Consider the following 22,613-nt stretch of genomic DNA (forward strand, 5'->3'; position numbering starts at 1 on the left):
GCGTCTCAATAGCCGCTAGACAATTAAACTTCGTTGCTGCGAAACCCGCAGAGGGCTGCTGGTCGCCGCCACGGGCAATCAGTACTTTTTCAACCATCACGATTAACCAATCAGGAACAGAGGCTCGCCGTATTCCACAGGCTGCCCGTTTTCAACGAAAATCTTTTTAATCGTGCCCGCATATTCACTCTCAATTTCGTTGAGCAGCTTCATGGCTTCAATAATGCACAGGGTGTCCCCTGTATTGACAGTGCTACCAACATCGACGAACGCTTTTGCATCTGGAGAAGACGCGCGATAGAACGTACCGACCATCGGTGATTTAACTACCGTGCCTTCTAGCACTTCTGCCGCTGCAACGGCGGGAGCAGCGGCGGCTGCGGGTGCCGATGCAGGCGCGGAAACAGGCGCAGCGACATATTGAGTCACTGGTGCAGCACCCGGTGCCATGGCGCGACTGATACGTACCTTCTCTTCACCCTCAGTCAGTTCCAGCTCGGAAATCCCCGATTCCTCGACCAGATCAATCAGTTTTTTGAGTTTGCGTAAATCCATATAAGCCTCGAATGTAAATGTTTTAAATGTTATTAGCGTTGTTGGATGTAGCGATAGGCGGCGTAGTATCCCTCTGCGCCCAAACCGCAGATGACGGCGGTCGCCAGATCGCTGAAATAAGAATGATGCCGGAATGACTCACGGGCATGCACATTGGAGAGATGCACTTCAATGAATGGAATGTTCACTGCCGAAAGGGCATCCCTGATGGCAATAGAAGTATGTGTGAAGGCGGCAGGATTGATAATGACGTAATCCACCCGGTTCACAGACAATGCATGAATTTTCTCTATGATCTCCGCCTCAGAGTTGCTCTGAAAGGATTCAAGACGTACCTGATCGGCTCGCGCCAATTCCAGCAGATGCTGGTTGATATCTGCAAGCGTTTGGCTACCGTAGTGCTGTGGCTCACGTGTCCCCAGCATATTCAAGTTGGGTCCATGTATCACCAGGATGGATTTGGCGCCCATTTCAGATGCCTCTCAAAGAGAAAAATACAACCTTCATGGCGTCGAAGTTTGCCGAAGTTATTGCATTTTGTCCAGTAAAATTCGCAATTTGGAACAAATGGAAAGTCGCCAAAACGGCAGCAACTGGTACAGATCAGGCGACAAACCTAAGCCATAAGCGGCCTGTTTGCGCACAGAACTGGGCAGGCATTTAAGGCAAGTTGAGTGCTTTTTGCAGCATTTGGCGATTGACTCTGCCGAAGAAGGTGTGTGTCACTTGGCCGTTGGCAGAAATCACCACGGTGTAAGGTAATACGCCTTTGGTGTTGCCCAGTTGCTCGGCCAAAGGCATGCCTTCGTTCTCGGCAATTAACAAAGGATAACTGACGGGCGTACTCTCCGCGAACTCATGCACAGCGGCTGCCTCGTCAATGGCCAGGCCTAACACTGCAATTTCGGGGTGTTCGGCCGCCAGCGCTGAGATTTCGGGCATTTCTTCACGGCAAGGCTCACACCATGTCGCCCAAAAATTCATGATGACAGGCTTGCCTTTAAAGCTTGAAAGCGCATACGTCCTGCCACCAGCATCCTGCAAACCGACGCTCCATACCGCGTCAGGCACCATCATCGCCGTTTGAGTAGGGGCAGACATCATCCATTGATCACGGTGAAGGTAAAGCCAACGGAATCCGCTACCGAGAACAACGATCAGTAATATCGTCATGACCAAACGCGCAATATTATGCATGTGCAGACTTCTCCATGGCGCTTAAAGGCAATTTGCGTAAGCGGTCAAGAAATTGTGTGACGTCCTGATAGCCTTTGATCACAGGTTGCAACGGCCGTCCCTGCGCATCAAAAAACACGATCCCTGGCGGCCCGAACAATTCAAAGCGCTTGAGCAATGCGGCATCTTCCGCCCGGTTTTCGGTCACATCTGCCTGCAACAGCACCACATCTTTGAGCGCAGCCCGCACTTCTGGCTGGCTAAAGACAAACTGCTCATATTCTTTGCACGAGACACACCAGTCTGCGTAAAAATCCAGCATCACGGGTTTGCCCTGCGCGGCCGCAAGCGCATTTTCGAGCGCTTGTACACTTTGCACGCGTTTGAATGGCAGTGCTTGCACATCCTTCGCCGAAGCAGACATGACCCCTTGCAAAGGTTGTAGCGGTGAGCGTGCGCCCGACCAGGCACCCACCAGCAGCGCGGCGCCATAAAGCAGCAACATGACCGCAAATCCCTTGCAAAGACGCGCGGTGCTCCCCGCATCCGCAGGCAAAGGGTCTATTGCGCGCAGATAAATGGCCGGGACAATACACAAGGCCGCCCATAAAACCAGTTGCGCTGACACAGGCAGCAACGGGCTGACGATCCAGACCGAGACAGCCAACATCAACACCCCAAACAAGCGACGAACGACATTCATCCATTCGCCCGCCTTGGGCAAGACCGTACCCGCTGATGCGCCAATCAGCAATAACGGTACACCCATGCCCAGCGACAATGAAAATAATGCCACCGCGCCCAGCACCACATCATGCGTCTGGCTGATATAAAGCAGCGCACCCGCCAGCGGCGCGGCGACACAAGGGCTGATGATCAAGGCAGATATGGCCCCCATCAAGAAATCGCTGGCCAGATGGCCACCCTTGAAACGACTGCTCCAGTTAAAAAAGTAATTTTCAACCGCTGACGGCAGTTTGAGCTCGTAAAAGCCGAACATGGAGAATGAGAGCACCACAAAAATCAGGGCACCGATGATCAGGGCGGCAGGCGTTTGCAGCGCGCTGCTCAAGAGCTGCCCAGAGAGCCCGGCGGCGACGCCAGCCAGGGTATAAGTGAGGCACATGCCCAGCGTGTATGCCAATGACAAGGTAAACGCCTTGCCACGCGACACATGGGCATTTTTGCCCACAATAATCCCAGACAAAATAGGAATCATCGGGAACACGCAAGGGGTGAATGCCAGCAACAGGCCTGCACCAAAAAAGCCAGCCACAATCTGCCACCAGTGGCCAGAGGCCAAAAGCTTGCCAGAAAACTCGTCCTCACTCTCCGCGTTGACGGGCTGTGCACTGCGAATATTATCCGCCGAGGCAACCGCGTCCAATGCAAGTGATTTGGTTTGTGGCGGATAACACAGGCCTTTTTCACTACAGCCTTGATAGCGTACCTGCAACACCTGAGGGGTGGCCCCTGCAAACGTGACCTCGGCCACGGTGTCGTGGTGAAACACCTGCTGTTCGCCAAAATTGGGATCATGCTTGGTTTCACCGGCTGGCAAGCTGAGCTGTGTCGTGCCGCTGGCCGGTAAGAGTTGTATGCGGTCTCTATATAAATAGTGGCCTGGTGCTACAGTAAACCGGATCTGGGCATGCGTGGCATCCGTCAATGCCGCATCGACCTTGAATGCCTGATCGACAGGCAAAAAATCTTCGCTGCTATCTTCAGTGAATAGTTTTGAGAATTGTGACGCCGCGTGCACAGGCAACACCATCACGCATAACATGACCAGCACCCATGCTGCTTTAAACCCACTTTTGATCAACGTTTCACTCCTGCATCCCTGTCTCGGCCGCCACCCATGCCAAATATTCCGGCAAACCCTCGCTCACATGGATGCCTACAATCTCTGGAAGTTCATAAGGATGCAGCATTCTAAGCCTGGCCGCACAGGCGGCATACCCCTGCCGCGTGGTTTTAATGCTCAGGGCAATTTCTTCCGCTTGCTCAATCTGCCCTTGCCAGCGATAAATAGAGGTGACCGGACTTGAAATATTGACGCATGCCGCCAACTTGTCTGTAATTAAGGTCTGCGCGATATGCTCGGCACATGCCTTGTTCGGCACATGCGTAAACACGATTATAATTTCCTCTTTTGGCGTCATCGCGCGCTGACTCACAGACAGGATTCTGACATGCGTTTTCTCATCCTTGCTATTCTACTGGCTTTTCCGTTTCTGGAGATAGCGGTCCTGATCGAACTCAGTCAGCGCTATGGCTGGTGGGTCTTGGTCTACCTGATCATGATCGGCTACCTTGGCCTCAAGCTGATTCGTGGTGAAAAAGACCTGATCGCGTCACGCTTGTTTCAGCAAATGACGGCCGGTGGCAACCCGGTAGCCGCCATCTTTTCCACCGCCAGAAACTTGCTGGCAGGAGTATTACTCCTGATTCCTGGCGTCATTAGCGATGTCATTGCCGTGATTCTGTTACTGATTCCAACCAACAACCCAACCGTCAGCGGGCAGCATCAACAACCCCATGCACGCTACCGTCATAGCGCGAATGACGAGGTGATTGAGGGGGAATTTACCGAAGTCCCTGACAGCAAACCGGTAGATAATGTCGTGCATCTCCCCCGCAAAGATTAACGCTTGGAAAATATCGTATTATGAACCGTGTCCTGATTGAAAACAGTGGCCATACCTTTGATGTCCGCCCCAGCCAAACCGTGCTCGAAGCCGCCATAGAAGCGGGTATCAACTTACCCTATGGCTGCCGTAATGGCGCTTGCGGCGCCTGCAAAGGCAAGGTACTGACCGGCAAAGTCATGCATGATGATTACCAAGGCAACGCCTTGACCGATGCCGAGCTTGCAGCTGGCATGGCTTTGTTTTGCTGTGCCAGACCCCTAGAAGACCTGGTCATTGAATGTCGTCAGATCGATATGGTGCAAGGCATCAAACCGCGCATTTTGCCGGTACGCATTCAACACAAACAGCAGTTCGGCGACGATGTAATGGTCTTGCACCTGCAATTGCCTGCCACTGAACAACTGACCTTTATGGCTGGACAATACATCGAATTTTTACTCAAGGATTGCCGCCGCCGGGCTTTCTCCATCGCCAATGCGCCACATGAAAAAGGGTTTATTGAATTGCATATCCGTAAAATTGCTGGCGGGTATTTTACCGAGCAAGTGTTCAATGACATGCCGCTTAAAACCATATTGCGTATGGAAGCGCCTCTCGGCAGTTTTTTCCTGCGAGAGCAAAACCAAAAACCCATCATCATGGTGGCCGGTGGTACGGGGTTTGCACCGGTCAAAGGCATGATAGAACACATGATTTTCAATCAGATCCAGCGCCCCGTTTACCTCTACCGCGGCGCGAGACGAACCGGCGACTTATATATGGATGACCTCTGCCAGCGCTGGACACAGTTTATGCCTAACATTCAGTATATCCCCGTCATTTCTGACGGTCACGACGACGATGGCTGGCAAGGCCGCCGTGGCCTGGTGCATCAAGCCGTATTGGAAGATCACGCAGACTTAAGTGGATTCGAAGTCTACGCTTGCGGCGCACCTGGCATGGTGGATATTGCGAAAGAAACTTTTGTAAAGCAAGGGTTACCAGAGGAAGAGTTTTATAGTGATGCGTTTACGTTTGCGCCTAAATAAGCAATCTCTATAGTTTTTTATTCGTTTGCGGCAACGGCGATTAGTAAAGCGCACTTCATCGAGAAGAATACTTGCATCAATTATGTAAGGTTTATTTCGCCGGTAAGCGAAACCTACTGCTGATGGTTGCCGGAAGATCGCAAATGTACGATAAATGTTTCCACATCATCTGGCGGGTAAATTCCCACATTTTTTCGGACTTGATAAAGCAAATCACTTAGCAATTTATCATGTTCATCTAACGGTAAGTCCTTACTTAATGTAATGGCTTCAACAAATTTATAGAGTTCATTAAGCACCAATTGAGGAGCAAATAACATTAAATTATTCACCGCCTTCGAAAACTTTTTCTGGTTTTAATGTGTATGCTCGCCATTAACCACCCCAATCAAACTATCCACAAATGCTTTGTAATAAGCTAGTTTTTCTTTACGCCACTCAGCTTCTCGCTCTTTTTTCTTAGTAATCCAGAATTTGAGCAAAAATCGCACTCATCGTTATGCTTTTAACCATCTTGCGATATCCATCGCATAATAAGTCAGTACGCCGTCCGCTCCGGCGCGTTTAAAACCAAGCATCGCTTCCAGCACACAGGCTTTTTCATCCAGCCAGCCATTTTGTGCAGCGGCTTTGAGCATGGCGTATTCACCGCTAACATGATATGCATAAGTCGGTACGCCAAACTCGTCTTTGACACGGCGCACAATATCCAGATAGGGCATGCCTGGTTTAACCATGACCATATCCGCGCCCTCTTCCAAATCCAGTGCGACTTCTTTTAATGCTTCATCAGAATTGGCTGGGTCCATCTGGTAGTTGTATTTGTTGCTTTTGCCCAGATTGGCCGCTGAACCCACCGCATCGCGGAAAGGTCCGTAAAACGCTGAGGCGTATTTGGCAGAGTAAGCAAGAATTCGCGTGTAGATGTAGCCTTGCTCTTCAAGCGCATCACGAATGGCGCCAATCCGGCCATCCATCATGTCAGAGGGCGCAACTACATCGGCGCCCGCTTCTGCGTGACATAACGCCTGCTTCACCAGCACTTCAACAGTTTCGTCATTCAGGACATAGCCGGTATCGTCGATCAGGCCATCCTGGCCGTGAGTGGTGTACGGGTCTAAAGCCACGTCAGTGATCACGCCCAAGTCCGGGAAAGCCTTTTTCAGTGCACGCACAGTCCGTGGCACCAAGCCTTCAGGGTTATAGGCCTCTTTGGCATCCAGGCTTTTGTATTGTTGTGGCACCACCGGAAATAAAGCCAGCGCTGGAATACCTAGTTTTACGCACTCTTCAGCGGTCTTGAGCAGCACATCCAGGCTTTGACGCTGTACGCCAGGCATCGATTTGACTTCTTCAATCGCGCCTTCACCCTCAAGCACAAACACCGGGTAAATCAAGTCATTGGTGGTGAGAACGTTTTCACGCATCAAGCGACGTGAAAATTCGTCTTTGCGCATACGGCGTGGACGGATGGCTAAAAATTGATTACTCATATCGATTCCTTTTTTGACCACAGCATCTGGTCAAATTGCTTGCGCTTTCAATCATTGCGCCTGATTTGGATACGCTCATGCAGGGCATACCTTTGCACTCACGCTATTTAAAACTTCTCCTAACCAAAGACCCTGGCGAGTTCTGCACCTGGATCCTCTTGCCGCATAAATGCTTCGCCGACCAAAAAGCCATTCACATGATGGCTGCGCATCAAAGCCACATCCTCTGGTGTGAAAATGCCAGACTCTGTGACGACGAAACGGTCTTCCGGCATGTTCTCGAGCAGGTCGAGCGTGGTTTGCAAGGTGACATCGAACGTGCGCAAATTGCGGTTGTTGATTCCCAGTAGCGGCGTTTCCAGTTGCAGCGCGAGTTCAAGCTCATCCGCGTCATGGACTTCGACGAGTACCGCCATGCCCAGATTGTGGGCCGTCAGCTCCAGTTCCTGCATTTGTGACAGTTCGAGAGCAGCCACGATCAGCAACACGCAGTCAGCGCCCATGGCTCGGGCTTCGTAAATCTGATAAGGATCTATCATGAAATCCTTGCGCAACACGGGCAATTTGCAGGCCGCGCGCGCTTGCTGAAGGTAGGCAGCAGATCCCTGAAAATATTGCTCGTCAGTCAGTACCGATAAACAGGCCGCGCCGCCTTTTTCATAGCTTTTAGCAATGGCGGCCGGATTAAAGTCAGCACGGATGATGCCTTTGGACGGGCTGGCTTTTTTAATTTCAGCAATCACGGCAGGTTTATCTGCATCCACCTTTTTAACAATATTGCCGATAAAGTCACGGCAATCCGGCTGACTTAGCGCTTCCTCACGTATCGCATCCAATGACTTGCTGGCTTGCGCTTTGCTGATTTCTTCACGTTTGGTCGCTAAAATTTTATTTAAAATATCGGACATAATCTGCTCGCATGCCTTATTCGTAAGTGTGATTTTGATGTTTGATCCAGCCATGCTGGTGGCCCTGCGGGTCATGATGCGTCCAGTGCATAATGCCGCCTTTGGGGTTATAAATATATTCGCCTTTAAAACTGATCTGATCCCCTATGTTCAGGCTTTCTACCCTGGGCGCGAGGTCAATATTATGCGCAAATAATAATGTTTGTCCTGGCGACACGCTCACCAGAAACCGCTGGTGCCTGGCACCTTGAGTGTCATCGGGCAACAGCTTCTTCACCGTGCCGCTGCCTTCGAGCCAGACATGACTTTGCTTTTGGGCAAATGCCTGCTTAAGCGCCGCATTCTCTTCAGTGACGAGTCCTGCCGAGAGCGGTTGCAGGTGTACAGACTGCACCTGCGATTTTACCTCTAGCGCAGACTGTGGCTGATTCAGCGGACTGGATTGCTCTGCTTGCTGGCAGGCGGCCAGCAAGCAGAATATTGCAGTCAGCGCCCCTTGTTTCATGCTGCCTGACTCAAGGCCTTCAATTGTTGCAGTTTACGCAACGCTGCGCCTGAATCAATCGATTGCGCGGCTTGCGCAATGCCTGATGGCAAGTCGCTTGCCAGGCCAGACACATAAATCGCCGCCCCGGCATTGAGCAAGACGATATCGCGGGCAGGACCTGTTTCGCCTGAGAGCAGGCCTAAGATAATTTCACTCGAATGCTGCGCACTTTCCACATGGATACTGTTTACATCATGCACGGGCATGCCAAACTGGGTAGGATTTAAAGTGTATTGACTCACCTGGCCATGCTTGAGCTCGGCCACATAAGTGTCTGCTGAAAAAGAAATTTCATCCATTTCATCCGCACTGTGCACCACCATGACATGCTCGCTGCCGAGCTTTTGCAAGGTTTGCGCCAGCAAAGGCACCAGGTCACGGTGAAAAACCCCCATCACCTGACGCTTGGCGCCGGCCGGATTGGTCATGGGGCCTAACAGGTTGAACATGGTACGCACGCCAAGCTCACGGCGCACCGGTGCGGCGTATTTCATGGCCGCGTGGTGGTTAGGCGCAAACATAAAGCCGATTCCGGCCTCGTTCACGCAGCGCGCCACTTGCTCAGCTGTTAAGCCAATGTTGACGCCCAGGGCTTCCAGCACATCGGCAGAACCGCTCTTGGACGAAGCGGCCCGGCCACCATGCTTGGCGATTTTGGCGCCGGCCCCGGCCGCCACAAACGCGGATGCGGTAGACACATTAAAGGCTTTGTTGGGCGCGCCGCCGGTGCCGCAGGTGTCAATTAAATGCGTAGAATCGGTAATTTCTACCTTGCTGGACAGGTCGCGCATCACCTGTGCAGCAGCGGCAATTTCGGTGACGGTTTCACCCTTGACGCGCAGGGCCGACAAAAAGCCGGCAATCTGGATTTGGGTAAACTCACCGCTCATGATCTGCTGCATGATTTCCAGCATTTCTTCATGCGTGAAATCTGTATGGTCAATCAGGCGCTGTAAGGCGATTTTAGGTGTGATGGCCATCAATAGCCTTTCAGGAAGTTATCCAGCAGCTCATGCCCATATTCAGTCAAGATAGACTCGGGGTGAAACTGTACGCCTTCCACGGCCAGTGTTTTATGCTTGACGCCCATGATCTCGCCATCCTCAGTCCAGGCGGTGATCTCCAGGCAATCGGGGATCGTTTCACGCTCGATGACCAGAGAGTGATAACGCGTCGCGGTATAAGGGTTAGGCAGGTTTCTGAAGACGCCGGTATTGGTATGGTGAATCAATGAGGTTTTACCATGCATCAGCGTTTTGGCTTTAATGATGTTCCCGCCAAACGCCTGGCCTATGCTCTGGTGACCCAGGCACACGCCCAGCAAAGGAATTTTGCCAGCAAACTCGTGAATCAGAGGCACGGAAATCCCGGCTTCGTTTGGTGTGCACGGTCCGGGAGAAATCACGATTTTTTCCGGCGCCATCGCTTTGATCTGTTCAAGCGTGATTTCGTCATTGCGGTGCACATGAACATCTTGCCCCAGCTCGCCGAAATACTGCACGAGGTTGTAGGTAAAAGAGTCGTAGTTATCAATCATCAACAACATATCAGGCTCCTTTTCCTGCATGGGTTTGGACATTGACGGCCTGGCTATCCAGTCCTGCCTGCACCAGCTCAGCGGCGCGGATCACGGCTTTGGCCTTGTTTTGGGTTTCTTCCCATTCGCTTTGCGGCACCGAGTCGGCCACAATGCCAGCGCCCGCTTGTACGTAGAGTTTTTTGTTTTTGATCACGGCCGTACGAATCGCAATTGCCACATCCATATCGCCATTAAAGCCTAAATAGCCGACGGCGCCAGCATAAATGCCACGTTTGGAAGGCTCCAGTTCTTCAATGATTTCCATGGCGCGCACTTTAGGCGCACCGGATACGGTTCCGGCAGGGAAGGTGGCCTTGAGCACATCAATAGCATCCAGGCCGGGCTTGAGCTGGCCTTCGACGTTACTGACAATGTGCATGACGTGCGAGTAGCGCTCTATCGTCATATTGTCAGTGACTTTCACAGTGCCCGTGAGCGCGACGCGGCCCACATCGTTGCGGCCAAGGTCCATCAATTGCACATGCTCGGCACGCTCTTTCGGGTCAGCCAGTAATTCGGCCTCCAGCGCCAGGTCATGGTCACGGTTTTTACCGCGTGGGCGTGTCCCGGCAATCGGCCGTGATGTCACGGTGGTCTCTTCCAGACGCACCAGGATTTCTGGTGAAGCGCCAACCACATGATGGTCATCCATATCGTAATAGAACATATATGGGGAAGGGTTGAGGCTACGCAAAGCGCGGTACAAGCTTAATGGCGATGCATCAAAGTCTTGCGACATCCGCTGGCTCAATACCACCTGCATGATGTCGCCTTCTAAAATATATTGCTGTGCTTTTTTAACTGCCGCTTTGAAGTTGTCTTCACCAAACTCAGAAATAGCCGCTGTTTTAGCGCTCGGCAATGCAGCAGGAATCTCTACACTACACCGTAACTTCCCGACCAAGGTGTGCATGCGTGCGCATGCAGTTTCATAGGCATTGGCTTTAGCCGGGTCAGCATACACGATGAAATAGAGTTTACCGGAGAGGTTATCCACCACGGCAATTTCTTCTGAAACCATCAACAATATATCTGGCGTACCAATCACATCTGGTTTTTTCTGCTTACCCAGGCGTTTTTCAATGTATTGAATGGTCTCGTAGCCAAAATAACCCGCCAGGCCACCGGTAAAGCGCGGCAAACCATCATAAGGCGGCGTTTTAAAGCGCGCCTGGTAAGCCTTGATAAAATCCAGCGGATTTTGATCGCTATGCGATTCAATGACTTGATGATCCTGAATCACCTGCAACTGCTGGTCACGCACGACGATGCGGGTGGTGGCAGGAAGGCCTATAATCGAATAACGGCCAAAGCGCTCGCCGCCTTGTACGCTTTCTAGCAGGTAGGAATAAGGTTGATTGGCCAGTTTGAGATACAGTGATAAGGGCGTATCCAGATCGGCAAAAGTTTCTAGCACCAGCGGGATACGGTTGTAACCTTGCGCCGCCAGCGCGTCGAATTCGGTCTTGCTTAATGTGCTTAACATGATGCTTTTTTCCAGGTTGATTCGTAGAGTGCCGTGCAAACAATCACAGCAGGTCGGTGCAAATGGCGCGCACCTGCGCGTGGGGCAGGACTAGCCCCGCCACGAACGACGCCAGCTTAATACTGGCCAACTGGAAGAATGATGAGCACAAAACATCATGGTAATTAAGGTCTGTTTTTTATGATCCCTGCTTTAAGAGAGCAGGTAACTCCAGCAAGTTCACCACCTCGGTGAGTTGCTGCACGGTAGCATCCACCGTCGCGACATCAATTTCGCGGCCTTGATTATACCCATAAGGCACGGTGACGACAAAGCATCCGGCAGCATGCGCGGCCTGAATATCCGTCTCCGAGTCCCCTACCAGCACCGCTTCAGCAGGCAGCACACCTAGCTTTTGGCAAATATGCAACAAAGGCAAGGGGTCAGGTTTCTTTTTGGGCAAGCTGTCGCCAGAAATAATGACCTCAAAAAAATCAGCCAACCCTGCTTGTTGCAGCAAAGGTAAGGTGAATTTTTCGGGTTTATTGGTCACACAAGCCAGGCGGTAGCCTTGTTTCTTCAGCTGCTGCAAAGCAGGGACAACCCCTGCGAATGGCTGGCTTTGGGTGGCGTTGGCCGTATAAAAATCATGATACAGCGGCTGCGCCTGCGCAAACAAATCGGCCTCCGGCTCCACCTGCACGCTCCCTGTGAGGCAGCGCTTGATCAGGTTTTGCACACCTTCGCCAATGTAAGTAGCGATTTGTGCTTGTGGCAACATGGGTTTGCCCAAAGCCACCAACATACGGTTGGCAGCTTCGGCAATTTGCGGTGCGGTATCCAGCAGGGTGCCGTCCAGGTCGAACATCACCAACTTCACTTGAAACCGCATCACAACAGGCTTTTTTAAATTAAACAGTGGCTAAAGAAGCACGCATCGCCGCAACAACCGTGTCATAACGGTTAGGATCGGTGTCTTTAGGTGAGCCAAAAATCGCGCTGCCTGCAACAAAGGTATCCGCACCGGCTTTTGCGATGTCTGCGATGTTGTTGGCGTTCACACCACCGTCCACTTCCAGCCAGATTTGACGGCCGGTTTTTTCGTAGTAGGCATCAATGCGTGCACGCGCTTGTTTCAGTTTGTCCAGCGTGGCAGGAATGAATTTTTGACCACCAAAGCCTGGGTTCACCGACATCAGCAAAATCATGTCCACTTTATCCATCACGTAATCCAGGTAATGCAATGGTGTCGCTGGGTTAAATACCAAGCCAGACTTACAGCCGCTATCACGGATCAAGGCCAGACTGCGGTCAATATGGTCAGACGCTTCAGGGTGGAAAGTGATGATGTCCGCACCCGCTTTGGCAAAGTCTGGGATGATACGGTCAACAGGTTTCACCATCAGGTGCACGTCGATGAGCGCGCCAACATTGTGTGACAGGTCACGAATCGCGTCACATACCAATGGACCAATGGTCAGGTTAGGCACGTAATGGTTGTCCATCACGTCAAAGTGCACGATATCGGTGCCGGATTTGATCACGTTTTCGATTTCCTGGCCCAACTTGGCAAAGTTGGCAGACAGAATACTGGGGGCAATGCGGAAAGTTTTGTCCATGCGCTTGATGTTCCGTAAATGAATCTAATAAAAAGTTAGCAAAACCAATATTTTAACGCCATTTTGTGACAAATTGACAGGATTCTTGCTTGCCGCCGCCGAATATAAGAAAATGTCGGCACTTTTGACATGGATGCCTCTCCAATTCGCCATGAACCACCTGCAAGCGCCCACGTGTTTCACTTTTGACCCTGTCCCGCAGGTAAAATAGCGCCATGCAACTGTATACCATTGGTGTCAACCACACCACCGCCCCCATTGCCATCCGCGAGAACGTTGCGTTTAACAACGAAACCTTGCCGCAAGCACTGGCTGATCTGGCACGACACAATGTGGCAGAGGTGGCGATCTTATCCACCTGCAACCGCACCGAAATTTACGTGCAATCGATCCGGCCGGAAGTCGTGATTGATTGGTTAGCGGCCTATCACCGCCTCGAAGCAGACAAGTTACTGCCTTACACCTACACACTGAGTAGCCACGAAGCCGTCAAACATGCGTTCCGCGTGGCCAGCGGGCTGGATAGTATGGTGTTGGGCGAGGCACAGATTCTGGGCCAATTCAAGCAATCGGTAAAAATTGCCCAGGACGCAGGCACCTTGGGCACTCTCTTGCACAAACTGTTTCAACGCACGTTTGAAGTGGCCAAAGAAGTGCGCACCAATACCGATATCGGTGGCAGCTCGATTTCGATGGCCGCCGCAGCGGTAAAACTGGCACAACGTATTTTTGGTGATTTGAGTGGGCAACGGGTGCTGTTTATTGGCGCAGGTGAAATGATAGAGCTCTGTGCTGACCATTTTGCCGCGCAAAAACCGAAAAAAATCACTGTGGCAAACCGTACACTGGAGCGCGGCGAACAACTGGCAGACAAGATTCGCGGCCAGGGCCTCAATGTGCAGGCCATTTTACTCAACGACCTGCCAGAGCGTTTTCAGGAATTCGACATCGTCATCACCAGCACCGCCAGTCAGCTGCCGATTGTCGGCCTTGGCATGGTAGAGCGCGCCATTAAAGCCCGTAAACACAGACCGATGTTTATGGTAGACCTGGCCGTGCCGCGGGATATCGAACCTGAAGTTTCGGCACTGGATGACGTATTTTTGTACACCGTAGACGATTTGGCGCAAGTGGTTTCCGAAGGCCTGGGCAATCGCAAAGAAGCCGCGATAGATGCAGAAATGATCGTCAACGCGCGCGTTGAACATTTTATGCAGTGGCTCAAGCAGCGCGAAGCGGTGCCCACCATCAAAGCCCTGCGTGATCAGGTAGACAGCCTACGCAAGGCTGAGGTGGAAAAATCGCTCAAATTGCTGCAAAAAGGCGAGCCGCCCGAAAAAGTACTCGAACATCTCAGCAATGCACTGACCAACAAGTTTTTGCATGGCCCCAGCCACGCGCTCAACAACACCGAAGGCGATGCCCATGCGCACATGGAGCATCTGGTCAAACAACTTTTTCAGTTAAAAGAATAATTTTTTCAAGACTTAGGCCTCCGCTGACGCTTTGAATTTTAGGGTCCCACAATGAAACCAAGCATGTTGCAAAAGCTCGCCAACTTAAGCGAGCGCCTTGAAGAACTTAACCGCCTGCTCAGTAGCGAAGGCGTGACTGATAATATGGATAACTACCGTAAAATCATGCAGGAGCATACGGAGATTACCCCGATTGTCGAGCAGTATCACGTGTATGCGCAAACCGAGTCTGATATCAAAGAGGCGCATGCCATGCTTTCTGACCCAGAGATGAAAGAGTTTGCCCAGGAAGAAATCGAGACTGGCAAAAAGCGCCTCGAAGAAGTGGCGCTCACCCTGCAAAAACTGCTGCTGCCTAAAGACCCCAACGACGACAAAAATATTTTCCTCGAAATCCGTGCCGGCACCGGTGGCGATGAATCCGGCCTATTCGCCGGTGACCTGTTCCGCATGTATTCGCGCTATGCCGACCGCCAGGGCTGGAAGGTAGAAGTGGTCTCTGCCAACGAAGGCGAGGTCGGCGGCTACAAAGAAATTATTGCCAAAATTATCGGCTACGGGGCATATTCAAAACTCAAATTCGAGTCCGGCGGCCACCGCGTACAGCGCGTGCCGGATACCGAAACACAAGGCCGGATTCACACTTCAGCCTGTACAGTCGCGATTCTGCCAGAAGTCGAAGAGGTGGGTGATGTTGAAATCAATCCCGCCGATATCCGTATCGACACCTTCCGCGCCTCAGGTGCAGGTGGTCAGCACATCAACAAAACCGACTCTGCGGTGCGGATCACCCACGCCCCCACCGGTATCGTAGTGGAATGTCAGGATGGCCGTAGCCAGCACGCCAACAAGGCGCAAGCCATGCAGGTGTTGGCCGCACGCATCAAAGCCAAGCAAGTCGATGAACAACAAAGCAAAATCGCCTCCGAGCGCCGCAACCTGATTGGTTCGGGTGACCGCTCAGAACGTATTCGCACTTACAACTACCCGCAAGGCCGCATTACCGACCACCGTATCAACCTGACATTGTATAAAATTGACGCGATTACCGAGGGCGATATGGATGAGTTGATTAATGCGCTGGCGACTGAATATCAGGCGGATTTGTTGGCGAGTTTGGGCGAAGACGCCTAATCGAAAAATATGGTGACAGCAACTCATCTCCACCATCGAGGCAGTTGCCTATGTGAAACGGTGCACTATGAAGTCAGAGGCGCACTGGGAGAACTGGTATATTGCCACTGCCAGCGTTGCCGCAAAGCCACCGGCTCTGCCTTTATTGCAGTTGCCCCTGTGCCCAAGGCCAACTTCACAATCACGCAGGGCGAGACGGCACTTAAAACTTACCGCAGTGAAGCAGGGGTTTGTCGTGTATTTTGCAGTCATTGTGGCTCGCCCATCATGGCTTACCGCGAGAGTGCACCCGATATCTTGCGACTTCGAATCGGGACCCTAGATACGCCGCTCCCCACTCAGGTATCAGCCCATATCTTTGTTGGCTCAAAAGCAGACTGGCATGAGATTCACGATGATGCGCCACAATATGTTGAGCGCCCGTGACTGAATCGTCCCCGCACATGACCCCATTTCGCATCCCTGTTGCGCCGCGTAGTATCCAGAAAGATAACCCAATCAAGTTTTTACTGGATACTGAAGCCGTCGACTGCTTGGCACATAATATCGGATTAGTGCATTCGGCTTTTGATGGACACTCATTCAAAAGCTTGGCGCTCACCAACATTGCAGCGCTGGGGATTATGGATCGCTCAGCGCATATTGCGGCGGCATTAAAAGCGACCTTACCCGCAAAGTTTTCCGAAGCCACGGACATTCTGCTCAGCACGCTAACGCCGCCGAATGTACACACCGAACGTCTCGGCTTGAGTGTGTTTTTTTACTTGCCGCATACACGCTTCATTGCCGACTACGGGCGTGATCCGCAACACAACGCGGGCGAAGATCCTTTTGACACGGCCATGCGTGCCCAATATGAATTGACGCGCCGCTTTACCGCCGAATTTTCGATCCGTCCGTTCCTGATGCATGATTTTGAGCGCACCTTGAATCAACTGACCTTGTGGCTAAACGACGCAGATCCGCATGTGCGCCGCTTATGCTCTGAAGGCTGTCGTCCCCGCTTGCCTTGGGGTGCGCGCATTCCCCAGTTGATTAAAGACCCCAGACCGACACTGCCTATTCTGGAAGCGCTGAAAAATGACCCCAGCCTGTATGTACGCCGCAGTGTTGCCAATCATCTAGGCGATATCGCAAAAGACCATCCAGCATTGGCATTTGAGGTATGTGAGCGCTGGCTGACTAATGCGGATAAAGACTTGAAATGGGTGATCCGCCATGCGGTGCGCCATCCTGCCAAGCAAGGCAACGCGCAAGCTCGTGCTATCCGGCTGGCTGCGGGAGGAAAATAAATGCTACCGACCATCCGCGCCTGCCTGGATGCTGCAAAAATCCAATTGATGCAAACCATCCCGGCTGACGAAGCCAGCATAGAAGCCCGCATGTTATTAATGGAGGTGCTCAAGGTGAACCATGCCTGGCTACTCGGTCATGCATTGGATTTGCTGGACACACAAAAACAAGCGGACTTTAAGGTCTTAATTGACCGCCGCCTAAAAGGGGAGCCCATCGCCCATATTTTGGGCTATCGGGAATTTTTCGGGCTCGCGCTCAGAGTGACGCCTGACACCTTGATCCCTCGACCAGATACTGAAACACTGGTAGAAGCGGCCTTGGAAAAAATCAACCAGCATGCGCGCGGCAAACCGCTTGAAGTGTTGGACCTGGGCACAGGAACCGGGGCTATCGCACTCGCGCTGGCCAAACATGGACCAGACTGCCAGGTGACTGCGGTGGATGCCTCTGAAGCGGCCTTGGCCGTCGCGAAAGACAACGCTTATGCGCTGGGCATTGAGAATACGCAGTTTGTGTTAAGCGACTGGTTTTCAACGCTGGCTCCCAAACCTTACCATGTGATTGTGAGCAATCCGCCCTATATCGAAGCGGACGACCCGCATCTACAACAAGGCGATTTGCGTTTTGAACCCTTATCGGCGCTGGCTTCAGGGGCAGACGGTTTGCAAGCGATCCGGCAGATTATTGCCCAGGCGCCTAGCTATTTGACTGAAAATGGATGGCTCATGCTGGAGCACGGTTACAACCAGGCGGACGCCGTGCAATCACTCTTAAAAGCACAAGGGTTTGCAGAGATTGCAACGATGCATGATCTGGGTAATCAGCCCCGAGTCACGTCAGGAAAATGGCCACTAGCAAAACCAGTATGATTTTTGCTAGATTGAAAACAAAACCTTTATCTAAGGAGTTGTGATGCAGCCTATCCCTAATATTAAAGCCGTGCTATTTGACCTGGATGGCGTGTTGTATATCGGCAATCAAGTCATCAATGGCGCGATCGCGGCCGTGAAACAACTGCGCGAAGCGGGCATTGCGGTCCGCTTTGTCACCAACACTAGCACGCTATCTTTAGCGTCCTTGCAATCCAAGCTGAATGCGTTGGGCTTCAATGTAGTGCCCGAAGAAATCATGAGTGCACCACAAGCGACCATCCAGTACCTCAAAAAGCAGCCGAACCCGGTCTGTAAATTGTTGCTGGCAGACGATGTGAAAAAAGATTTTGCCTGTTTTGATCAATCGGAAACCGCGGCCAATTATGTGGTGATCGGCGATATAGGCGACCGCTGGTCTTACCAACTACTCAATGAAGTGTTTACCTGCCTGGTGAATGGCGCGCAGTTAATTGCCATCCATAAAAACCGCTTCTGGCAAACCGAGACCGGCTTGCAAATGGATATTGGCGCGTTTGTCACCGGGCTGGAGTACGCCAGCAATACCAAAGCCATGCTAATGGGCAAGCCTTCGCAGCATTTCTTTCATATGGCCATCGATGCTTTACGGCTAAAACCTTCGGAAGTGCTGATGATAGGCGATGATATTGATGCAGATATTGGCGGTGCGCAAGATGCGGGCTTGCATGGCATTCTGGTCAAAACTGGAAAATATCGCGAAACCTATACGCGCTTATCCGCCGTGGAGCCGGATGCGATGATTGCTTCAGTGGCAGATTTACCGGCATTGCTAGGCTGTTTTTCTGCCTCCGCCCATTCCTCCTGACCGGGTCAGCCCGGTCTCGCCGTTTCGGCATGCCGCATAGTATAATTGCGGCATGTTTGAATCGAATTCTGTTGGTATCGTTAAAGCGCAAGTTGCGCATTTCACCCGGCCGCTCACGCTTAAAAGCGGCGCCGTGTTGCCACAATACCATCTTGCTTATGAAACCTATGGTGAACTTAACGCGGCCAAAAGCAATGCCGTGTTGATTTGCCACGCCCTGTCTGGCAACCATCATGTGGCTGGCCGTTATACGCCAGAAGATAAATATCCTGGCTGGTGGGATAACCTGGTGGGCCCAGGCAAACCGCTGGATACCAACAAGTTTTTTGTGATCGGGTTGAATAACCTGGGCGGCTGTCATGGCAGTAGCGGCCCATCCAGCGTGGATCCGCTGACAGACAAGCCTTATAGCGCTACTTTTCCGGTCGTGACCGTAGAAGACTGGGTAGAGTCACAAGCGCGACTGTTAGATTACCTGGGCATTGACCAACTGGCGGCGGTGATTGGCGGCAGTCTGGGGGGCATGCAAGCGCTGCACTGGAACATTGTATATCCCGAGCGTGTGCGGCATGCTTTTGTGATCGCCTCTGCACCCAACCTGACCGCACAGAACATGGCGTTTAACGAAGTGGCACGCCAGGCGATTATCACTGACCCCGAGTTTTTTGACGGCGATTATTACAACCATGGCACCGTGCCTCGCCGTGGCTTGCGCATTGCCCGCATGCTGGGTCATATCACCTATCTGTCAGACGATGCCATGGGTGAAAAATTTGGCCGCAAACTGCGTCATGGCGATGTGAAGTACAGCTTTGATGTCGAGTTTGAAATGGAGTCTTACTTGCGCTATCAAGGCGACAAGTTTGCCGGCGAATTTGATGCCAACACCTATTTACGCATGACACGCGCGCTGGATTATTTTGATCCGGCGCTGGATTTTGAAGGCAATTTGAGCAAAGCGCTCAGCCGCGCCAAAGCCAAGTTTGTCGTCATCTCGTTTACCACCGACTGGCGTTTTTCGCCTGCACGTTCGCGCGAGATCGTCCAGGCCTTGCTGGATAACGCCTTGCCCGTGAAGTATGCCGAGGTCACCTCGGCCCATGGGCATGATGCCTTCTTGATGCCTGATCCGCATTACCATGCCATCATGCGCGCCTATCTGGAGCAAATCAAAGTATGACGAATGTAAATATTACCAATGTTCGCCCAGACTTTGCATTAATTACAAAATGGGTGCAAATGAAAGCCAAAGTGCTGGATTTGGGTTGCGCAGATGGCACGCTGCTCACGCACTTGCATCAAACACTAGGCATTACAGGCTACGGTATTGAAAAAGACGATGCCAATTGGCTGGCGGCATTAAAAAATGGCGTGGATGTGATTCAAATGAACCTCGAAGAAGGCCTGTCCGGCTTTGAAGACCAGTCGTTTGATACAGTCATTTTGTCGCAAACCTTGCAGGCCATGCACAATACTGAAAGCATCGTGCATGAAATGCTGCGGGTAGGGCGCGAAATCATCGTCACCTTCCCCAATTTTGGCTATTGGCGCAACCGCCTGCAAATCACGCTGGGCAACATGCCGGTCTCCAAAAGCCTGCCCTATCAATGGTACGACACACCCAACGTGCACCTATGCACCATCCACGATTTTGACCACTTTTGCCGCCAGCACGACATTCAAGTGATTGAGCGCAAGGTAATTACCGACGGCCAGGATATCCACGTCTTGCCCAATCTGCTGGGCAACCTGGCCATGTACCGCCTAAAACGCGCTGCCTGACAACATCAAGCCAGCTATTTCAAGAAAGATTGAGCGCTTTTAAGCGCCGGTAAAGCGTATTTCTGCTTAACCCCAGCTGACGGGACACCGCTGAAATATTGCCGCCATGTTGCAACATGGCTTGCCGGATCGCTTCATCATTTTGCACTTTCAGACTGGCCGCTGGCAACGCGGTCATGCCAACCGCAGACGGTTCAGCATCTGCTTTTTTGGCATGCATTTCATCCAGAAAATCCTGCATCAAATGCTGGCGACCAATCACGCCGCCATCCGCCAATGCCACGGCCGTGCGCAGTACATTATGCAACTGGCGTACATTGCCCGGCCAAGGGTGGTCATTAAACAGCGCCACCACCTCTTCACTCAAGGTGGCTTGCGGCGCCTGTTCAATTTGCAGAATGACCTGAATCAACCTTGCCATATCCAGCCGCTCCCGCAGCGCAGGCAATTGCACACTGAGGCCATTGATGCGGTAATACAAATCACTGCGGAACTCGCCTGCAGCCACTTTATCTTTCAACTTCTGATTCGTCGCGCTGAGCAGCATAAAGTTGACCGGGATAGACTTGCTGCCGCCCAACGGCGCCACACTGCGCTCTTGCAAGACGCGCAACAAGCGCGCTTGCAGTGACAATGGCATATCGCCAATCTCATCCAGAAACAAGGTGCCGCCATCCGCTTGCTGAATTTTGCCAAGATTGCCTTTACGCTTGGCCCCTGTATAGGCGCCTTCTTCGTAGCCAAACAGTTCGGCTTCAATCAGCCCTTCTGGCAAGGCCGCACAGTTGACGGCAATAAACGGCTTGTGGCGGCGCGCACTGGCATCGTGAATCGCGCGTGAAAATAATTCTTTACCGGCCCCGGTCTCGCCGAGGATCAGTACAGGAATGTCCTTATCCAGCACCTGCTTGACCTGAGTGATGGCCAGCTTGAATTGCGGGTCGCCACTGTCCAGCAACTCCAGACTGGCGGCAGACTCTCGCGGCGCCAGCGGCGGCATTTTTTTCGGAGCGGAAGGCGCCTGGCTCGCCGAGGCGCGGGCATATAACCGTGCGCCATTACGCAGATGCAGTGGAAACAGGACATCGGCATTTAAACCGCGTTGCTTGAACGCGATCCACGACTCGTCAAAAATATCTTCAAATGCAATGCGCCGCGCAGACAGGCTATCCTGATCCAGCGGCAAACCAAACTGAAACTGACCACTACGGTTGATCGTCTGTAGCTGGCCAGCCGCATCAAACAAAGCCACCCCTTCCCACAAGGTACCAATAAATTCTGGCCGCACATGAAAATGCACGGCGATTTCACCCTCTGCGGTGGCATGAAACAGCCGGTTTTCGACCATTTGTGCCGCCATTTTGACCAGGGCCAGCGTGTGCTGCTGCGGCGCATTAAGGTCGTTGGATACGTCCAGCGTCGCAACCAAATGGTTATTGGCAGCAAAGATCGGCACGGCGGAACAACTGAGTGAATGATGATAGGCCATGAAGTGCTCAGCCCCCTGCACACTGATGGCCAGGCGCTCTACCAGCGCGGTGCCAATGGCGTTGGTGCCCCGGTGCTCTTCGCTCCACGACGCGCCAGGCAATAATGAGGCGCGGATCTGATTTTCATCCACACCTTCACCCATGGTGCGCAAAATCACCCCTTCGTTATCGGTCAAAATCACCAGGCTACGCGTATGGGCAATTTGCTCACTCAAAGTGATCATTTCCGGTTCGGCTTGCGCCAATAACAGGCGGTTTTTCTCCAGCCGCTGCGCCAATTCCTGGGCAGTGATAATCTGGTCTTCTGCCGGGGCTTGCTCATCCACGCCTTTGACCATACACCGCCGCCACGAGCGGGCAATCGCTTCGGCAATCGCGCGCTGATCATCACGCAAGCCAACTTGCGGCAAGGGAGTGGAGGAGGGGGAATACTTGTTGGGCATGGAAAACTGAACACCTGTCACATCGGATTGAACAACTGTACCAGTATGACACAGTTGTGAACAGTACAGGCTATCTTGCACAGAATCTCGAGCATTGATCATACTTTTATAACCTACTGATTTTAATATATTTTTTAAAAATTTCCAAAACATGATTGCGGTTGGCACACGCATTGCAATGAGTGATCAAGCCGTCACAAAAGAAGCATTTGTTAACGGCGTGTCAACACAACTCATCCAGCTTCAAAGCAAC

The 22,613-nt window shown here is 52.0% G+C and carries 25 protein-coding genes; 10 read left to right on the forward strand and 15 right to left on the reverse strand.

The window, feature by feature from the left end:
- Positions 1-102 precede the first annotated feature (102 nt).
- The 5 genes from accB to cutA form a co-directional block, all read right to left on the reverse strand.
- The gene (gene accB / locus ACFQ1T_RS02865; RefSeq protein ID WP_379073850.1) at positions 103-555 is read right to left on the reverse strand and encodes an acetyl-CoA carboxylase biotin carboxyl carrier protein; all 453 of its coding nucleotides are present in this window, start codon (positions 553-555) and stop codon (positions 103-105) included.
- 32 nt (positions 556-587) lie between these two features.
- Entirely contained in the window at positions 588-1,025 is a 438-nt protein-coding gene (gene aroQ / locus ACFQ1T_RS02870) for a type II 3-dehydroquinate dehydratase (protein ID WP_275357328.1), read from the reverse strand.
- 190 nt (positions 1,026-1,215) lie between these two features.
- Positions 1,216-1,752: a TlpA family protein disulfide reductase gene (locus ACFQ1T_RS02875; protein ID WP_379073852.1), complete on the reverse strand. Its 537-nt coding sequence runs from the start codon at positions 1,750-1,752 to the stop codon at positions 1,216-1,218.
- Positions 1,745-3,556, reverse strand: a complete 1,812-nt coding sequence (gene dsbD / locus ACFQ1T_RS02880; RefSeq protein WP_449288982.1) for a protein-disulfide reductase DsbD — start codon at positions 3,554-3,556, stop codon at positions 1,745-1,747. The genes ACFQ1T_RS02875 and dsbD overlap by 8 nt, the downstream gene beginning before the upstream one ends.
- Before the next feature lie 4 nt (positions 3,557-3,560).
- Positions 3,561-3,896: a divalent-cation tolerance protein CutA gene (cutA, locus tag ACFQ1T_RS02885; RefSeq protein ID WP_379073854.1), complete on the reverse strand. Its 336-nt coding sequence runs from the start codon at positions 3,894-3,896 to the stop codon at positions 3,561-3,563.
- 30 nt (positions 3,897-3,926) lie between these two features.
- Here cutA and ACFQ1T_RS02890 point away from each other — a divergent pair, with 30 nt between their 5' ends.
- Together ACFQ1T_RS02890 and ACFQ1T_RS02895 are read left to right on the forward strand one after the other, a co-directional pair.
- Entirely contained in the window at positions 3,927-4,382 is a 456-nt protein-coding gene (locus tag ACFQ1T_RS02890; RefSeq protein WP_379073856.1) for an FxsA family protein, read from the forward strand.
- A gap of 20 nt (positions 4,383-4,402) precedes the next feature.
- A complete protein-coding gene (locus ACFQ1T_RS02895) occupies positions 4,403-5,413 on the forward strand; it encodes a CDP-6-deoxy-delta-3,4-glucoseen reductase (protein ID WP_379073858.1) in 1,011 nt (336 codons plus the stop codon).
- A gap of 113 nt (positions 5,414-5,526) precedes the next feature.
- On the opposite strand, the gene ACFQ1T_RS02900 is transcribed toward ACFQ1T_RS02895, so the two are convergent.
- The 9 genes from ACFQ1T_RS02900 to rpe all read right to left on the reverse strand — a co-directional run bounded on the left by ACFQ1T_RS02900 (position 5,527) and on the right by rpe (position 13,024).
- A complete protein-coding gene (locus ACFQ1T_RS02900) occupies positions 5,527-5,733 on the reverse strand; it encodes a hypothetical protein (protein ID WP_194749594.1) in 207 nt (68 codons plus the stop codon).
- Between the two features lie 177 nt (positions 5,734-5,910).
- Entirely contained in the window at positions 5,911-6,906 is a 996-nt protein-coding gene (hemB, locus tag ACFQ1T_RS02905) for a porphobilinogen synthase (protein WP_194749595.1), read from the reverse strand.
- Between the two features lie 119 nt (positions 6,907-7,025).
- A complete protein-coding gene (trpC, locus tag ACFQ1T_RS02910) occupies positions 7,026-7,814 on the reverse strand; it encodes an indole-3-glycerol phosphate synthase TrpC (RefSeq protein WP_313984784.1) in 789 nt (262 codons plus the stop codon).
- 16 nt (positions 7,815-7,830) lie between these two features.
- Positions 7,831-8,319: a DUF3465 domain-containing protein gene (locus tag ACFQ1T_RS02915; RefSeq protein ID WP_379073861.1), complete on the reverse strand. Its 489-nt coding sequence runs from the start codon at positions 8,317-8,319 to the stop codon at positions 7,831-7,833.
- On the reverse strand, positions 8,316-9,341 hold the full coding sequence (gene trpD / locus ACFQ1T_RS02920; protein WP_338655842.1) for an anthranilate phosphoribosyltransferase: 1,026 nt from the start codon (positions 9,339-9,341) through the stop codon (positions 8,316-8,318). Before trpD ends, ACFQ1T_RS02915 begins: the two co-directional genes overlap by 4 nt.
- Entirely contained in the window at positions 9,341-9,907 is a 567-nt protein-coding gene (locus ACFQ1T_RS02925; protein WP_026295541.1) for an aminodeoxychorismate/anthranilate synthase component II, read from the reverse strand. The genes trpD and ACFQ1T_RS02925 overlap by 1 nt, the downstream gene beginning before the upstream one ends.
- A gap of 1 nt (position 9,908) precedes the next feature.
- Positions 9,909-11,426, reverse strand: coding sequence for an anthranilate synthase component I (trpE, locus tag ACFQ1T_RS02930; RefSeq protein WP_379073864.1), 1,518 nt, complete (start codon positions 11,424-11,426; stop codon positions 9,909-9,911).
- Positions 11,427-11,604: 178 nt separating this feature from the next.
- Complete coding sequence (locus ACFQ1T_RS02935; protein WP_338655848.1) at positions 11,605-12,297, reverse strand: phosphoglycolate phosphatase; 693 nt, start codon at positions 12,295-12,297, stop codon at positions 11,605-11,607.
- A gap of 19 nt (positions 12,298-12,316) precedes the next feature.
- On the reverse strand, positions 12,317-13,024 hold the full coding sequence (rpe, locus tag ACFQ1T_RS02940) for a ribulose-phosphate 3-epimerase (RefSeq protein WP_379073866.1): 708 nt from the start codon (positions 13,022-13,024) through the stop codon (positions 12,317-12,319).
- 215 nt (positions 13,025-13,239) lie between these two features.
- On the opposite strand from rpe, the gene hemA reads away from it, so the two are divergent.
- From hemA to metW, 8 genes are read left to right on the forward strand one after another with little or no spacing between them, the layout of a single operon-like run.
- The gene (gene hemA / locus ACFQ1T_RS02945; protein WP_275357559.1) at positions 13,240-14,499 is read left to right on the forward strand and encodes a glutamyl-tRNA reductase; all 1,260 of its coding nucleotides are present in this window, start codon (positions 13,240-13,242) and stop codon (positions 14,497-14,499) included.
- A gap of 51 nt (positions 14,500-14,550) precedes the next feature.
- Entirely contained in the window at positions 14,551-15,633 is a 1,083-nt protein-coding gene (gene prfA, locus ACFQ1T_RS02950) for a peptide chain release factor 1 (protein ID WP_194749604.1), read from the forward strand.
- 9 nt (positions 15,634-15,642) lie between these two features.
- A complete protein-coding gene (locus ACFQ1T_RS02955; RefSeq protein ID WP_313984763.1) occupies positions 15,643-16,059 on the forward strand; it encodes a GFA family protein in 417 nt (138 codons plus the stop codon).
- Positions 16,060-16,076: 17 nt separating this feature from the next.
- Positions 16,077-16,925 carry a DNA alkylation repair protein gene (locus ACFQ1T_RS02960; RefSeq protein ID WP_275357556.1) on the forward strand — a complete coding sequence of 283 codons (849 nt, stop codon included), beginning with the start codon at positions 16,077-16,079 and terminating at the stop codon, positions 16,923-16,925.
- On the forward strand, positions 16,926-17,798 hold the full coding sequence (gene prmC, locus ACFQ1T_RS02965) for a peptide chain release factor N(5)-glutamine methyltransferase (RefSeq protein ID WP_379073869.1): 873 nt from the start codon (positions 16,926-16,928) through the stop codon (positions 17,796-17,798). It begins immediately after the preceding gene.
- A gap of 43 nt (positions 17,799-17,841) precedes the next feature.
- Complete coding sequence (locus ACFQ1T_RS02970) at positions 17,842-18,645, forward strand: TIGR01458 family HAD-type hydrolase (RefSeq protein WP_194749608.1); 804 nt, start codon at positions 17,842-17,844, stop codon at positions 18,643-18,645.
- A gap of 52 nt (positions 18,646-18,697) precedes the next feature.
- The gene (gene metX, locus ACFQ1T_RS02975; RefSeq protein ID WP_313984758.1) at positions 18,698-19,825 is read left to right on the forward strand and encodes a homoserine O-succinyltransferase MetX; all 1,128 of its coding nucleotides are present in this window, start codon (positions 18,698-18,700) and stop codon (positions 19,823-19,825) included.
- Positions 19,822-20,427 carry a methionine biosynthesis protein MetW gene (gene metW / locus ACFQ1T_RS02980; RefSeq protein WP_194749610.1) on the forward strand — a complete coding sequence of 202 codons (606 nt, stop codon included), beginning with the start codon at positions 19,822-19,824 and terminating at the stop codon, positions 20,425-20,427. Before metX ends, metW begins: the two co-directional genes overlap by 4 nt.
- Positions 20,428-20,446: 19 nt before the next feature.
- On the opposite strand, the gene ACFQ1T_RS02985 is transcribed toward metW, so the two are convergent.
- A complete protein-coding gene (locus ACFQ1T_RS02985; RefSeq protein WP_379076841.1) occupies positions 20,447-22,360 on the reverse strand; it encodes a sigma-54-dependent Fis family transcriptional regulator in 1,914 nt (637 codons plus the stop codon).
- Between the last annotated feature and the right edge of the window lie 253 nt (positions 22,361-22,613).

It is taken from the genome of Methylophilus glucosoxydans, assembly GCF_042676145.1.
GTDB lineage: Bacteria > Pseudomonadota > Gammaproteobacteria > Burkholderiales > Methylophilaceae > Methylophilus > Methylophilus glucosoxydans.

What these genes read in the sequence shown, in the direction of transcription:
- accB (WP_379073850.1), bottom strand. Translation starts at nt 555, where the DNA reads ATGGATTTACGCAAACTCAAAAAACTGATTGATCTGGTCGAGGAATCG.
- aroQ (WP_275357328.1), bottom strand. Translation starts at nt 1,025, where the DNA reads ATGGGCGCCAAATCCATCCTGGTGATACATGGACCCAACTTGAATATG.
- ACFQ1T_RS02875 (WP_379073852.1), bottom strand. Translation starts at nt 1,752, where the DNA reads ATGCATAATATTGCGCGTTTGGTCATGACGATATTACTGATCGTTGTT.
- cutA (WP_379073854.1), bottom strand. Translation starts at nt 3,896, where the DNA reads ATGACGCCAAAAGAGGAAATTATAATCGTGTTTACGCATGTGCCGAAC.
- ACFQ1T_RS02890 (WP_379073856.1), top strand. Translation starts at nt 3,927, where the DNA reads ATGCGTTTTCTCATCCTTGCTATTCTACTGGCTTTTCCGTTTCTGGAG.
- ACFQ1T_RS02895 (WP_379073858.1), top strand. Translation starts at nt 4,403, where the DNA reads ATGAACCGTGTCCTGATTGAAAACAGTGGCCATACCTTTGATGTCCGC.
- ACFQ1T_RS02900 (WP_194749594.1), bottom strand. Translation starts at nt 5,733, where the DNA reads ATGTTATTTGCTCCTCAATTGGTGCTTAATGAACTCTATAAATTTGTT.
- hemB (WP_194749595.1), bottom strand. Translation starts at nt 6,906, where the DNA reads ATGAGTAATCAATTTTTAGCCATCCGTCCACGCCGTATGCGCAAAGAC.
- trpC (WP_313984784.1), bottom strand. Translation starts at nt 7,814, where the DNA reads ATGTCCGATATTTTAAATAAAATTTTAGCGACCAAACGTGAAGAAATC.
- ACFQ1T_RS02915 (WP_379073861.1), bottom strand. Translation starts at nt 8,319, where the DNA reads ATGAAACAAGGGGCGCTGACTGCAATATTCTGCTTGCTGGCCGCCTGC.
- trpD (WP_338655842.1), bottom strand. Translation starts at nt 9,341, where the DNA reads ATGGCCATCACACCTAAAATCGCCTTACAGCGCCTGATTGACCATACA.
- ACFQ1T_RS02925 (WP_026295541.1), bottom strand. Translation starts at nt 9,907, where the DNA reads ATGTTGTTGATGATTGATAACTACGACTCTTTTACCTACAACCTCGTG.
- trpE (WP_379073864.1), bottom strand. Translation starts at nt 11,426, where the DNA reads ATGTTAAGCACATTAAGCAAGACCGAATTCGACGCGCTGGCGGCGCAA.
- ACFQ1T_RS02935 (WP_338655848.1), bottom strand. Translation starts at nt 12,297, where the DNA reads ATGCGGTTTCAAGTGAAGTTGGTGATGTTCGACCTGGACGGCACCCTG.
- rpe (WP_379073866.1), bottom strand. Translation starts at nt 13,024, where the DNA reads ATGGACAAAACTTTCCGCATTGCCCCCAGTATTCTGTCTGCCAACTTT.
- hemA (WP_275357559.1), top strand. Translation starts at nt 13,240, where the DNA reads ATGCAACTGTATACCATTGGTGTCAACCACACCACCGCCCCCATTGCC.
- prfA (WP_194749604.1), top strand. Translation starts at nt 14,551, where the DNA reads ATGAAACCAAGCATGTTGCAAAAGCTCGCCAACTTAAGCGAGCGCCTT.
- ACFQ1T_RS02955 (WP_313984763.1), top strand. Translation starts at nt 15,643, where the DNA reads ATGGTGACAGCAACTCATCTCCACCATCGAGGCAGTTGCCTATGTGAA.
- ACFQ1T_RS02960 (WP_275357556.1), top strand. Translation starts at nt 16,077, where the DNA reads ATGACCCCATTTCGCATCCCTGTTGCGCCGCGTAGTATCCAGAAAGAT.
- prmC (WP_379073869.1), top strand. Translation starts at nt 16,926, where the DNA reads ATGCTACCGACCATCCGCGCCTGCCTGGATGCTGCAAAAATCCAATTG.
- ACFQ1T_RS02970 (WP_194749608.1), top strand. Translation starts at nt 17,842, where the DNA reads ATGCAGCCTATCCCTAATATTAAAGCCGTGCTATTTGACCTGGATGGC.
- metX (WP_313984758.1), top strand. Translation starts at nt 18,698, where the DNA reads ATGTTTGAATCGAATTCTGTTGGTATCGTTAAAGCGCAAGTTGCGCAT.
- metW (WP_194749610.1), top strand. Translation starts at nt 19,822, where the DNA reads ATGACGAATGTAAATATTACCAATGTTCGCCCAGACTTTGCATTAATT.
- ACFQ1T_RS02985 (WP_379076841.1), bottom strand. Translation starts at nt 22,360, where the DNA reads ATGCCCAACAAGTATTCCCCCTCCTCCACTCCCTTGCCGCAAGTTGGC.